A 12555-nucleotide genomic window follows, 5' to 3' on the forward strand; every position below is an offset into this window, starting at 1 on the left:
TTAATATCGGTAAAAACGCTGACACTCCGGTAGAAAAAGCAGTAGATGATTACCTTATCTGTTTAGAAAAAGTCTATAATTATGCTTCTTATATTACCGTCAACATTTCTTCTCCCAATACCAAAAACCTGCGCAGCCTGCAAAGTGGTGATGCACTCACCGAACTGCTGGAAACATTGAAGAAGCGTCAGCTTGAATTGGCTCAGGAATACCAGCATTATGTACCTTTGGTACTGAAAGTGGCGCCTGATCTGGATAATAGTGATATTGCCTTTATTGCCAAACAGTTATTGCAATTCAAGATCGATGGCCTGATCGTGACCAATACCACACTGTCACGTGAAGGGGTAGAGGGTCTGGAGCATGCAGAGGAAGCGGGCGGTTTGTCTGGCGCGCCAGTATTTGAGAAAAGTACCGCATGCCTGGCTGCATTTGCTGCGGTATTAAAAGGACAAATTCCATTGATTGGTGTGGGTGGTATTCTTTCAGGTGCAGATGCTGTTGCCAAGAAACAGGCAGGCGCCAGCCTTGTACAAGTTTATAGTGGCCTCATCTATACCGGACCTAAACTTGTAAAAGATTGTGTAGACGCACTTTAAATCCTATGAATGCCATTGATATCTTTCTACTGATTATCTTGCTCATTGGAGGGCTCAACGGTTTGCGTCAAGGATTTATTAAAGCCTTTGCGAACTTAGTGGGATGGATCTTTGCCCTGATTGTTGCGGCAAAATATTCAACGCTACTTGCGCCGTCTATGGTTGCTCTGAGTACAGATCCAGTCGTACAAAAGATTGCGGCCTTCGCCTTTATCGTCTTGTTGATTGTGGTCCTGACCTGGATCGTCACTGCGCTGTTGAACCGTATTTTAAAGAGTCTTAAACTAGGTCCTCTCAACCGTCTGGCCGGTGGTGTCTTTGGTAGCCTCAAAGGTTTGCTCATTGTACTGATTACCATGCAGGGTATCGGCCCTTGGGTAGAAAGCTCACCGCACTGGAAACAGTCCAAGTTTATTCAAGCCTTATTGCCTTATGCGCCTTGGGCGACTCAAATGTCGAAAGAAGCCGCGAATGGCGCACTACAACATATCAAGCCTGAAGGGCCATCGAAACCTTCAGCTTCATCATCTGAAACATCGTCCAAGTCTGGAGCTGCAGATGAGTCTACAAATAATCCTTTTTATTAATCCTAGCTTGTCTGCGAGGTTGCTATGTGTGGAGTAGTTGGTATAGCTGGTAAATCACCCGTTAACCAAATGTTGTTTGATGCATTAACGATGTTACAACATCGTGGACAAGATGCAGCTGGGATCGTGACATGTGATGAAGGACGTTTATTCCTGCGCAAGGACAATGGCATGGTGCGTGATGTATTCCATACCCGTCATATGCGTGCCTTGAAAGGAAATTACGGTATTGGTCACGTGCGTTATCCAACAGCCGGTTCATCGAGTAGTGCAGAAGCACAGCCGTTTTATGTGAACTCGCCGTATGGGATTACCTTGGCACATAACGGTAACCTGACCAATGCCGAAGAAATTCATGATGACCTGTTCAAAACTGACCTGCGTCATATGAACACCGATTCTGATTCAGAAGTGCTGTTAAACGTGTTTGCCCATGAATTGCAGAAACACGGCAAACTGGTACCAACGTCAGAAGATATTTTTCATGCGGTAACACGTGTGCATGAGCGTTGCAAAGGTGCTTATGGTGTGGTGGCGATGATTACCGGTCAGGGTCTGGTGGGCTTCCGCGATCCGAACGGTATTCGTCCGTTGATCTACGGTTCACGTGAAACTGAACAGGGCATGGAGTATATCATTGCTTCTGAGTCTGTTGCGATTACTGCGCTGGGCTTTAAAGTTGAGCGTGATATTCTGCCAGGCGAAGCAGTATTTATTGATCTGGAAGGTAATTTCTTTACCAAGCAATGTGCGGCGAATGCTGAATATCGTCCTTGTATTTTTGAATATGTTTATTTTGCCCGTCCGGATGCCATTATTGATGGAATCTCGGTGTATAAAGCACGTTTAAAAATGGGTGAGAAACTGGCGCAAAAAATTCTGCGCGAGTGGGGTGAAGAGCATGATATTGATGTAGTGATTCCGATTCCGGATACTTCACGTACTTCAGCGCTAGAACTTGCCAATATGCTGGGGGTGAAATTCCGTGAAGGTTTCATGAAAAACCGTTATATCGGTCGTACCTTCATTATGCCTGGGCAGCAGCTGCGTAAAAAATCGGTACGTCAGAAACTCAACCCGGTTGAACTTGAGTTTAAAGGTAAGAATGTACTATTGGTAGATGATTCTATTGTACGTGGTACAACCTGTAATGAAATTATCCAGATGGCTCGTGATTCTGGTGCGAAAAAAGTATTCTTTGCTTCTGCAGCACCGATGGTGAAATATCCAAACGTCTATGGTATCGATATGCCAGCAAAATCTGAGCTGATTGCATCGGAACGTAGCGTGGAAGAAATCCGTGAAATTATTGGTGCTGACCGTCTGATTTTCCAGGATCTGGAAGATTTGAAAGATGCGGTAAGAACCACCAAGGTGCCGGACGTTAAAGACTTTGATTGTTCAGTCTTTGATGGTGTCTATGTTTCGGGCGGCATTGATGAGCAATATCTGGATGATCTTCAGCAAAAACGTAGTGACAGTGCCATGAAAGAAAGCAGCTATATTGATGTCAATATTGATGCAGCCTCAGTGGATTTGACCGGTGTACGCGAAGTCTAAGTAGTTAAAATCATCATGAAAAAGCGGGAATTTCCCGCTTTTTTGTTTTATGATGAGCCCATTGAAAATCATCATTTTAGGGTTCTGCATTGCGAAACGTAGGATACGATTTTATAAAAAACAAAAATATAGTACTGCCTGTAAGTTTTTGCCTGATTGCAATTCTGTTGACTATTTTTATTATTAATACCGTTGTTGGTCTCTTTGTTTTTTATGCTGATCCTAGCCAGTCAATCTTCTGGCATACGCTGAGTCCTTATCTGATTGCTTTGCTGTTATGTGCCATGATGATCTCGGTCATCTATGAGTTTTATATTTTTCGCAATGGCGGTTATTCGCTGGCGAAGCAGTTAGGTGCGCGTCGGTTGAGTCCGATGGACAGTATTCCAGAAGAAAGTGCTGCGCTGCACATTAACCAGCAGCTGGCAGAGACTTTTCTGATTGAAGTTCCGGCGGTATATGTGTTGCCCGATGAAGTCGGTGTTAATGCGCTGACGGCAGGGTTTAGTCCGCGGGATACCGCAATTATCCTGACCTGGGGTGCGATACAAACACTGGATAAAGTCGAGCTGTATGGTTTGCTCAGCCATGAATTCAATAAAATTCTGTCTGGTGAAGCTGCGGAAAATACCCGTTTGAAAATCCTGTATAGCAGTTTAACCACTTTTAGTCAGTGTGGCAGTAAGATTGCGAAATCCGGTTTTTATCGAGCGGGTAGTCCCCGTGAAAACAAGTTCGAAACCTTCTATGTGGCAGTCGGCGCGGTGATCTGGCTGATTGGTAGTTTGGGTGTTTTGATTTCCCGTTTTATTAAATATATTTCGCTGGGTGGTCGGACCTATAAAAATGATCGGAAGACCCGACGCCTGATTCAAAATGATGCCAATATCCAGACTTTACTCAGAATTCATGTGCATCATTCTGGATCCCAGATTTATAGTGAATATGCTGAATCGATTTCACATATGTGCTTTGCCAATTCTTTGAGCCCACAAAACTGGCTGAATATTCATCCTAATATCAATCAGCGGATTTATGAATTAAATCCTGCGTTGATTCAGGACTTACAGCTTGAGAATCTGAAAAAACTCAAGAATCAGCCTTTGTTTAGTTTGTTCCGTTCTTTGGAAGAAGTGGTGCCTGAAACTGCAATGAGCTGGAGTTCGCCACAGCCTTTGCCATTATTGCGGCTGTCTCCGATCAGTTTTGCGATTAAAGATGCGATCAAGCCGCTGAATCCGGAACTTCGGCTCAAGATGCCACGTCCGGAACTGATTGAGCGTGCATTACAAACGGCAACCGGTTCTCGTGAAGTGATGGTCGCCATTTTAATGATCCGTCAATATCGTGAATTTATTCCGACTGAGGCTGAAGTTAGTCGTGCCATTGTAGATTCATTGCTCAATCTGGACGGGCGGGTGCATATTTCGATTTTCCAGCAAGCCTGCAAGAATATTGGTGGCATGCCGACAACTGTCGCACGGCAGTTTTTGATGAAGCTGGCACGGATTATTCAGGAAGATGGTGAAATTGGCCTGTTGGATGCATTATTACTGGAATGTGTGAAATATGAGTTAAATCTGCTTCCTGCCCATACTCCTACAGCACTCGATGAGGTCAAGCCACAGATTGTGCGTTTGATTGACGCCTTACTACATGTTCAGCAGATTAATAGCGGCAACCAGCTTGAGGTACGGGAGCGGATTTTAAACCGGATTCTGACGGCTCAGGAACTGGACTTATATAATGAAATTTCTGATGAGCCGATTGATCTTGCAGAAATCCTGAATGATATTGCGGGGCTGTTATTACGTGATCGCCTCAGTATTTTAGGTATTGCAGAAGCCTGTTTGTGGAGTGACCGTATCGTGACTCAGGATGAGCTGGATGTGATGGAGCTGTTGTATTGGCGCTTGGGTTTTGAGGCAGAGCAGGTCGTTCAGCAAATGTTAAAGAAGAACAGTTTAACCATTTTATAGAAAATAAATGAGAACGCGCAGCTTTAGCCAGAATCTGTTATAACAGCAGGAATGGTTTAATTGTGTATTAAAAACACGGTTTTTAACATGCAGCTAAACTTTGTACTAGAATCCATCAGGATAAAAAAGAAAAGCTGAAAAAGTTCGGCAAAGCACAGGCAATCCGGCTAAAATGTTCAGCCTGAAATTGGTGATGATGAAAAGATGATTGGGCATCAGCGTGACATACTGGCAACATTAGGAATCGATCTCTGGATTCCTAGGGACAGCGCATGTCAGCCGCATCAGGTTTCGATCTGGCGTGATCAGGCTGCACCTGAATTTCATACTGACATCGTTTTGCCACAGCCTGCTTCAGTAGAGGCTTTGGCTGATCTACCGATTCCTGAGCTAGAGCCAATTGTTACGCTTAAGGTTGATACACCACCTGCGGCACCGACTCACATTGCACTTGTTCAGGAACAGCGTGAAATCGTACAAATCCCGCCATTCAGTTTGCAGGCTTTAAGTCTGGCACATTGCAGTATCGTGATTGATGCTACTGCAATGACCGAAGACACCCAGAATTTATGGGGCAATATCCAGCGTGCAGTCCCGGGAGAGTTTCATGAGCTAAACTGGCCATTTCCTTGGGCCAATGTCCAAGATGGACGTGGTGTAGAATCCTATATTCAGGGTTTTCTGGATGGGATGAGTGCAGAGAAAAATATCATTTTTCTCGGGCCGGTAGCGCATATTTTAAATACAAAAATGATCCAGTTGGCATCTCTACAAGAAATGCTGGATCAACCGATTCTAAAAAAACGTTTATGGCAGTTTATGCAAAATAGGACTGCCAGTCTGGAATAATCTTGCTGTGGAATAAAAATAGATGAAACAAAAAGTGGTTGTATTTAGTCAAATTGATCCTGATATTCAAAACAAGCTGGAACAAAATTATCAGGTTACTTATATACAACCCAAGCTGGGCGATGTGAATCAACAGCTTTTGCAGCAGGTTCAGGATGCCGATGGCATGATTGGCGCAGGACGTTTGCTGAATCGTGATAATCTGTCCAGTGCTACCCGGTTAAAAATTATCTCCAGTGTCAGTGTTGGTTATGACAACTATGAACTGGATTATTTAAATGAAAAGAAAATTTATCTCAGTCATACGCCGCATGTGCTGACTGAAACCACTGCTGACCTGGCTTTTACTTTACTGGTGTCAGCGGCACGCAAAGTGGCTTACCTGGATCAATGGACCAAGCAGGGACAATGGCAGCGTACCGTGGGCGAAGCACAATTTGGCATGGATATTTTTGGAAAAACCTTGGGGATTATTGGTCTGGGTCATATTGGTGCGGCAATCGCACGTCGTGGTTTTTACGGTTTTAATATGAATATTCTGTATCATAATCGCCGGGAAAAACCAGAAACCGCCCAAGGGTTAAATGCGGAATATTGCCAGCTTGATGAACTGTTGCAGCGTTCTGATTTTGTGGTCGTTGCAGTAGATTTGAATGCTGAATCCAAGACGCTAATTGCGGCAGCGGAATTGGCGAAAATGCAATCCCATGCAGTATTGGTCAATATTTCACGTGGCTCGGTCATTGATGAACAGGCATTGATTGCAGCTTTAAAAGCCAAGCAGATTTTTGCTGCCGGTCTGGATGTGTATCAGAAAGAACCGCTAAAAGAATCGGAATTATTCCAGTTGGACAATGTGGTCACATTGCCACATGTGGGTTCGGCCACTGCGGAGACCCGTAAAAAAATGGCAGAACTGGCCTACCAGAATCTGGTCGATGCTTTAGAGGGGCGAGTGCCCCGTTATGTGGTCAATCCAAAGTTTTAAAAAGCATCTCATTCGTCGTTTAAATGGTATTAAAAAATAACATTTTCTTGCGTCTCTGCTCATTGTTCAATGCTATATTCAAGATAGACTAGATTGGCAGGATTAGAGATTTTTCATTGAAACGATTGGTGCTGGCGTGTGGCTTAAGTCTGTGTATGGTGGCAGGGCACAGCTCTAACCATGATTTTAATCAAGCAAATGTACAATTTTCTGTGCCTGATATTGGTACAGGCGTCGGCTTACTCGATCAACAGAAAGAAAAAATGATCGGTGAAAAAGTCTATCGTGAAGTGCATAAACAAATGCCAGTCATGCAGAATCCATGGCTGGAAGATCAGCTGCTTTCAGTATTTTCTCATATCTTGAGTCAAACTCAATTGCAACAACCGATCGGTTTGCTGGTGATTAATGACCCGCAAATTAATGCCTTTGCTGTACCAGGTGGTCTATTTGCCCTCAATGCCGGTCTGATTAATTCAGCCCGAAACATGGATGAGGTGGCAGGAGTGATGGCGCATGAAATTGCACATGTCACACAACGTCATTACAGTCGTTCTCAGGATGCCTTTAAAGGGCAGGGTTTACTGGCGCTAGCCGGAATTCTCGTCGGTGCTTTGGTCGCTTCTCAGGCAGATGGTGATGTCGGCACAGCGGTCATGATGGGTTCACAGGCAGCACTTCTGGATAAACAGCTCACCTATAGTCGTAACCAAGAACGTGAAGCAGACCGGATTGGCATGCAATATATGTATCGTTCAGGCTATAACCCGCATAGCATGGCAGACTTCTTTGAAGTCATGCATCGCTCGACCAGCCGATTAAGCTTTCTGCCAGATTTCTGGTTTACTCATCCACTCACTACAGAGCGTATGAGTGAAGCACGTTTACGTGCTAACCAGCTTCCCGCAGTGAAACGAAGTCTCAATGACCAAGACTTTGACATTATCAAGTGGTATAGCAGGGTGTTGTCTGGTCAGACCAATGCAGAGCAGCTCATCCTGATGGACCAGCAAAATAATTTTGCAGGCCAGCTTGCCTTAACTGCCTATCAAATACGGCAGAGTGATTTTCAGGCCGCGCAGGCTAGTCTAGATCGAGCAAAAAAGCATACCCAGATGCATCCTTTACAGGTTTTGTTGCAGACTGATATTTATTTGGCCCAAAACCAGCTTGATGCCGCCTTGAAAAGTGTAGCTTCAGCAGCGCGAATCATGCCGGAGAATCGCGCACTCAATTATAAATATGCAGAGGTGTTAATTCGTGACAAGCAGCCTGCTCAGGCAAAAGCCTTGGTACAGCGATTTCTAAATGGCAATCCACGTGATGTGAGTGGCTGGCGACTGATGCAATTGGCTGCCAATGCAGAGCCAGATTCAGCGATCAAGGCTGCCAATGTACTCCGCTATCGTGCAGAAGTGGAATACTGGTCGGGATATGAAGAAACCGCGATCAAATCATTATTACATGCACAGCGTAGCGTGAAAAATAATCAATCTTTATCGTCAACCATTCGCCAGCGTCTAAAACAGATGCAGCAGGCACATCAATATAAGATTTAAAGCTGAACTGGGTTTTATTTTTTGTATAAGAATGATATAGCAAGAATATATTCAAGCAGGCTACAATCTTTTTGAAAGATCAGCGTGAATCAAACTGAAGCATAATATGAAAAAAATACTATTGGGCGTGTGTCTACTGGGGTGGAATTATGGGGTTTTTGCTGCGAGTGCAGTTGAATATGTGGAAGCGATAGAACGAATTAATGCTGATTATAAAAAGGAATCACGTCAATTTTTAAGTGGTTTAAATCCGCAGCAACAGGGATTTAGTCCTGAGCAGAATGCAAAATTTTGTGGAATTGTAGGACGCTATGTTGATCGTTTATATCAGGCCGCTGACCAGAATCGTGCTTATCTGGATCGTCAGTTTCAAAATATGAGTAAACAGGATGTGATTGTAGAAGTGAAATCGTCTAAAGAGATGCAATTACTCAAGCGTTATCAGGTTGATTGTAATTTGCAATAAGAATACGGCAAGAACTGTCTTAGGGTAAAGGCAGTTCAACGTTAAAGAGGAAATGCTAGAGAGTAGGGATTAAGCAAGTTGCGCTTTGATTTTGGCGGAAACTTGTGCAGGATCGGCGCGCCCGGCTATGAGCGGACGCAGAGAATTCATCACCTTACCCATATCTTTCATGCTAGTAGCTTGTTGCGCTGCAATAGCTTGCGCAATCATGGAATCAAGTTCTTCCTCAGTCATAGCTTCTGGTAGAAACTGAGACAAAATCTCAATTTCGGCTTGTTCCTTACTAGCTAAATCATCTCGGCCAGCGCCTGCAAAGGCTTTAACCGATTCTTTACGTTGTTTAATTTGTTTTTCAATGACCGCAAGAACCTGAGCGTCGTCAAGTTCTTTGCGCTCATCGACTTCGATTTGCTTAATTGCTGCCTGTAGACTACGAATGACCGTCAGCTTGGACATTTCTTTGGCACGCATTGTTGCTTTCAAAACATCCGTGATTTGGTCTTTTAAAGTCGTCATTATTTATTCCAGGCAATCAATCACAAATTAATCTTAGTAAAGGCGAGTTGTACGTACTGATTCACGCGCCAATTTCTTTTGGTAGCGTTTAACAGCAGCAGCTTTTTTGCGCTTACGTTCTTGAGTTGGTTTCTCGTAGAATTCACGCTTACGTACGTCAGCAAGAACACCCGCTTTTTCGCATGAACGTTTGAAACGACGGATAGCTACGTCTACTGGTTCGCCTTCTTTCAATTTAACTTGTGGCATGAAGAATCCTCATATCAGTTAGGGTAAGATCTCGGGCTGAATTGCCCTCAATCACAAGTGAAGGTCAGTATTTTACTCATTTACATCTCATACCACAAGTCTATAATAGTTGCTGCAATAGAATTGATACAGGTTATAGGCAGTTTAATGATCGTTTTAGGCTTGGAAACGTCGTGTGATGAAACAGGACTTGCGCTGTATGACAGCGAGTTGGGTTTGCGCGGACAGGTGCTTTATAGCCAGATTAAACTGCATGCAGAATATGGCGGTGTAGTTCCAGAGCTGGCGTCACGTGATCATGTGCGTAAACTGATTCCACTCATCAATGAGCTGCTTGAACAGAGCGGCGTGAAAAAATCAGAAATTGATGCAGTCGCATATACCCGTGGCCCAGGTCTGATGGGTGCACTCATGACAGGTGCATTGTTTGGTCGTACTTTGGCCTTTGCGCTGAATAAACCCGCAATTGGTGTGCATCATATGGAAGGTCATATGCTGGCACCTTTATTGTCAGAAACTCCGCCTGAGTTTCCATTTGTCGCATTGTTGGTATCGGGTGGACATTCTCAGCTCATGGCTGCTTATGGCATTGGCCAGTATGAACTCTTGGGTGAATCCATTGATGATGCGGCAGGCGAAGCATTTGATAAAGTCGCGAAGATGATGGGTCTGCCGTATCCGGGTGGCCCGAATATTTCCAAACTGGCAGAGCAGGGCGATCCAAATGCATTTGCATTCCCGCGACCAATGCTGCATCAAGGTTTAGAATTTTCATTCAGTGGTCTAAAAACCGCAGTTTCTGTACAAATGAAAAAACTCGGTGATGAAAACCGCGATGCCGATATCGCTGCCAGTTTTCAGGAAGCCATTGTCGATACTCTGGTGAAAAAGTCGGTGAAAGCACTGAAGCAAACGGGGCTTAAACGCCTGGTGATTGCGGGCGGTGTTAGTGCCAACAAGCGTTTACGTGAGCGTTTAGAAGCAGATTTAGCCAAGATTCGTGCATCTGTTTATTATGCTGAACCTGCACTCTGTACAGACAATGGTGCCATGATTGCTTTTGCGGGCTATCAGCGTCTCAAAGCAGGACAGCATGATGGCTTGGCTGTGACGACAACTCCACGTTGGCCAATGACGGAACTGACTAATCCGACTGAGGCATAGATTTCAGGCTTGAAGAAAAGAGGCTTAGGCCTCTTTTTTATTGTGAATTTTTAAATGAAAACTTATAGCAACGGTATGTTGTAAATATATAGTTTTATAGCTGTATTTAGAACTCTTATATTCTATTGAAACTGGAAAAATAGTTTAATAGCTTAAGTTGATATCATGCATATTTTTACAGGTTTGCAGCAGAGGCAATCTCGAATGGAAAATATAAATTTCAAAAGTTTTCAGGATGCTGGAGAGGCGGTGTTAAAGTTTTTGCATCAGCATTTTGGCTTTAATTTATGGATGATCACCCGGGTAGAAGGCCAAGACTGGATTGTGCTGCAAAGTGAAGATCATGGTTATGATATACGACCCGGTCAAGTGTTTCAGTGGGCTGATTCTTTTTGTTCTCATATGGTCGCAGGTAAGGCCCCGAGAATTGCCCCCCGCTCTGAAGAAATTCCTTTATACGCCACAGCGCCGATTAATCAGCAGGTCTGTATAAAATCTTATATTGGTCAGCCACTCCTTAAAGAAGATGGCAGTTTGTTTGGAACACTCTGTGCGATTGATCCAGAAACCAAATCGGAAGCTATTGTGCAAGATATGCAATTGGTCGAGTTATTGGGACAATTGCTCAGTTCGATCTTGCAGGCAGAATTGCGTCAAAGTGAGCAGGTACGTCAACATGAATTATTGCAGGAAGAAGCCAGTAAAGATGAATTGACCGGGCTCTATAATCGTCGGGCCTGGGAAAAACTGCTGCGAGCTGAAGAAGAGCGTTGTAAGCAATATGGTCATCCCGCCGCTGTATTATTTATTGACCTGAATGACCTAAAAAAGTTGAATGATAGTTTGGGTCATGATGAAGGTGACAAGCTGATTCAAAATGCGGCGCAGGTATTGCGAGATAAGGTACGAATCAATGATATTGTTGCTCGTTTAGGTGGCGATGAGTTTGTGATTCTTAGCGTGGAAAATGATGAAACGGGTACTGAAAGTTTAGTGGATCGTTTAATTAATGCCTTTGCAGCAGCAAACATTGGCGCAGCGATTGGTATGGCAATGCGTCATCCAAGTCAGGGCTTATTTGCAGCACTCGCACAAGCGGATCAGAACATGTTTGAGTATAAACGTCGGAAAAAATCCAGTGAATCCATGACCAATCTAAAATAATTGACGCTTTAAATCTTCTTTAAATGATTAAGTATTTCATATCATAAAAATGATCATTTTCTATGCTCTAAAGTTATCCTATCTTTCAATATTCTCTTTCATAGCCATGTATGAAAGTTGAGCATGATTCTCCATAAAAAGAAAATTCAATCCGTCTTTAACTTAACCATTACAAATTTTATAAGCTTTGTTGCAAAGTTAATCGATCTAATTAAATGCACTTTAAGTGTGTTGAAAAGTGACTCTGGTAAGGAACAAGATTCAAATAAGCACTTCATTTCTTATGATAATTGTTGTTTGAAATATACATTAAAATTACAGAACCAAAAAATTCTTTGTTTAAAGATAAAGCGCTATCGAAGGATAAAGCTGGCTGCCAAGAAAAAACATTACCGGCAGAAATAGCATTTGAGCTATTCAGTTTCGAGATGGTCAATCTTTAGTGATCACCAAATAAAAATGCAAAGAAATTTTAGGGAATAAATTTTATGAAAAAGCCGATTTTTATTTTTGGACTCGCTCTTGTCTCGGGTTTAATGAGTGCCTGTGGCGGTGGTGGGGGAAATAGCTCAGACAGTCCTACTGTCACTACACCTCCAAATGTTCCTAAGGAAAGTATTTCCCCTGAGCTTTCAGAGGAGTTTGTCCCGTTTGAAGATCAAGACATTGTAGACAAAATTCGCGATAAAATTTCCGGAAATACCAGTAATGATACCGACTATAATGTTGCTCTAGGTCACATGATTGGAGAAGTATTCGCAGATTATCCTTATGGACGTACTGCACGTATCATCAAAATTTATAATCTGGGCATCAATAGTATTAAATATCCAAATCTGATCTGTTCAGAAGTCAATACCACTGGTTCGGTCAAA

At 43.3% G+C, this 12555-nt stretch carries 12 protein-coding genes and 1 pseudogene; 11 read left to right on the forward strand and 2 right to left on the reverse strand.

From position 1 onward, the window contains the following. From pyrD to WAK81_RS08520, 8 genes are all read left to right on the forward strand, one after another. Positions 1 to 599 (forward strand): dihydroorotate dehydrogenase (quinone) (gene pyrD, locus WAK81_RS08485; RefSeq protein WP_422196463.1); only part of this gene is annotated, 599 nt, incomplete at its 5' end. Between the two features lie 5 nt (positions 600 to 604). Continuing rightward, positions 605 to 1186, forward strand: coding sequence for a CvpA family protein (locus WAK81_RS08490; RefSeq protein WP_422196464.1), 582 nt, complete (start codon positions 605 to 607; stop codon positions 1184 to 1186). Positions 1187 to 1210: 24 nt separating this feature from the next. After that, entirely contained in the window at positions 1211 to 2746 is a 1536-nt protein-coding gene (gene purF, locus WAK81_RS08495; protein WP_422196465.1) for an amidophosphoribosyltransferase, read from the forward strand. Between the two features lie 89 nt (positions 2747 to 2835). Beyond that, positions 2836 to 4725 (forward strand): M48 family metalloprotease, encoded by a 1890-nt coding sequence (locus WAK81_RS08500; RefSeq protein ID WP_422196466.1) that lies wholly within the window; start codon positions 2836 to 2838, stop codon positions 4723 to 4725. A gap of 204 nt (positions 4726 to 4929) precedes the next feature. Beyond that, positions 4930 to 5574: a hypothetical protein gene (locus WAK81_RS08505; RefSeq protein WP_422196467.1), complete on the forward strand. Its 645-nt coding sequence runs from the start codon at positions 4930 to 4932 to the stop codon at positions 5572 to 5574. Positions 5575 to 5596: 22 nt separating this feature from the next. Further along, the gene (locus WAK81_RS08510) at positions 5597 to 6562 is read left to right on the forward strand and encodes a 2-hydroxyacid dehydrogenase (protein WP_422196468.1); all 966 of its coding nucleotides are present in this window, start codon (positions 5597 to 5599) and stop codon (positions 6560 to 6562) included. Between the two features lie 116 nt (positions 6563 to 6678). After that, positions 6679 to 8121: a M48 family metalloprotease gene (locus WAK81_RS08515; RefSeq protein WP_422196469.1), complete on the forward strand. Its 1443-nt coding sequence runs from the start codon at positions 6679 to 6681 to the stop codon at positions 8119 to 8121. A 106-nt stretch (positions 8122 to 8227) separates the two neighbouring features. Further along, complete coding sequence (locus WAK81_RS08520; protein ID WP_422196470.1) at positions 8228 to 8587, forward strand: hypothetical protein; 360 nt, start codon at positions 8228 to 8230, stop codon at positions 8585 to 8587. Positions 8588 to 8656: 69 nt separating this feature from the next. Here the strand turns inward: WAK81_RS08520 and WAK81_RS08525 are convergent, their stop codons facing one another. Further along, entirely contained in the window at positions 8657 to 9103 is a 447-nt protein-coding gene (locus WAK81_RS08525) for a GatB/YqeY domain-containing protein (RefSeq protein ID WP_004280076.1), read from the reverse strand. 33 nt (positions 9104 to 9136) lie between these two features. Next, the gene (gene rpsU, locus WAK81_RS08530) at positions 9137 to 9352 is read right to left on the reverse strand and encodes a 30S ribosomal protein S21 (RefSeq protein WP_001136722.1); all 216 of its coding nucleotides are present in this window, start codon (positions 9350 to 9352) and stop codon (positions 9137 to 9139) included. A gap of 147 nt (positions 9353 to 9499) precedes the next feature. On the opposite strand from rpsU, the gene tsaD reads away from it, so the two are divergent. The 3 genes and pseudogenes from tsaD to WAK81_RS08545 form a co-directional block, all read left to right on the forward strand. Beyond that, complete coding sequence (tsaD, locus tag WAK81_RS08535; protein WP_004280030.1) at positions 9500 to 10516, forward strand: tRNA (adenosine(37)-N6)-threonylcarbamoyltransferase complex transferase subunit TsaD; 1017 nt, start codon at positions 9500 to 9502, stop codon at positions 10514 to 10516. A gap of 204 nt (positions 10517 to 10720) precedes the next feature. Next, positions 10721 to 11680, forward strand: a complete 960-nt coding sequence (locus WAK81_RS08540) for a sensor domain-containing diguanylate cyclase (protein WP_422196471.1) — start codon at positions 10721 to 10723, stop codon at positions 11678 to 11680. 488 nt (positions 11681 to 12168) lie between these two features. Beyond that, positions 12169 to 12555, forward strand: a pseudogene (locus WAK81_RS08545) (hypothetical protein); the annotation flags it as partial.

It is taken from the genome of Acinetobacter sp., assembly GCF_049284435.1.
GTDB lineage: Bacteria > Pseudomonadota > Gammaproteobacteria > Pseudomonadales > Moraxellaceae > Acinetobacter.

What these genes read in the sequence shown, in the direction of transcription:
- WAK81_RS08490 (WP_422196464.1), top strand. Translation starts at nt 605, where the DNA reads ATGAATGCCATTGATATCTTTCTACTGATTATCTTGCTCATTGGAGGG.
- purF (WP_422196465.1), top strand. Translation starts at nt 1,211, where the DNA reads ATGTGTGGAGTAGTTGGTATAGCTGGTAAATCACCCGTTAACCAAATG.
- WAK81_RS08505 (WP_422196467.1), top strand. Translation starts at nt 4,930, where the DNA reads ATGATTGGGCATCAGCGTGACATACTGGCAACATTAGGAATCGATCTC.
- WAK81_RS08510 (WP_422196468.1), top strand. Translation starts at nt 5,597, where the DNA reads ATGAAACAAAAAGTGGTTGTATTTAGTCAAATTGATCCTGATATTCAA.
- WAK81_RS08520 (WP_422196470.1), top strand. Translation starts at nt 8,228, where the DNA reads ATGAAAAAAATACTATTGGGCGTGTGTCTACTGGGGTGGAATTATGGG.
- WAK81_RS08525 (WP_004280076.1), bottom strand. Translation starts at nt 9,103, where the DNA reads ATGACGACTTTAAAAGACCAAATCACGGATGTTTTGAAAGCAACAATG.
- rpsU (WP_001136722.1), bottom strand. Translation starts at nt 9,352, where the DNA reads ATGCCACAAGTTAAATTGAAAGAAGGCGAACCAGTAGACGTAGCTATC.
- tsaD (WP_004280030.1), top strand. Translation starts at nt 9,500, where the DNA reads ATGATCGTTTTAGGCTTGGAAACGTCGTGTGATGAAACAGGACTTGCG.
- WAK81_RS08540 (WP_422196471.1), top strand. Translation starts at nt 10,721, where the DNA reads ATGGAAAATATAAATTTCAAAAGTTTTCAGGATGCTGGAGAGGCGGTG.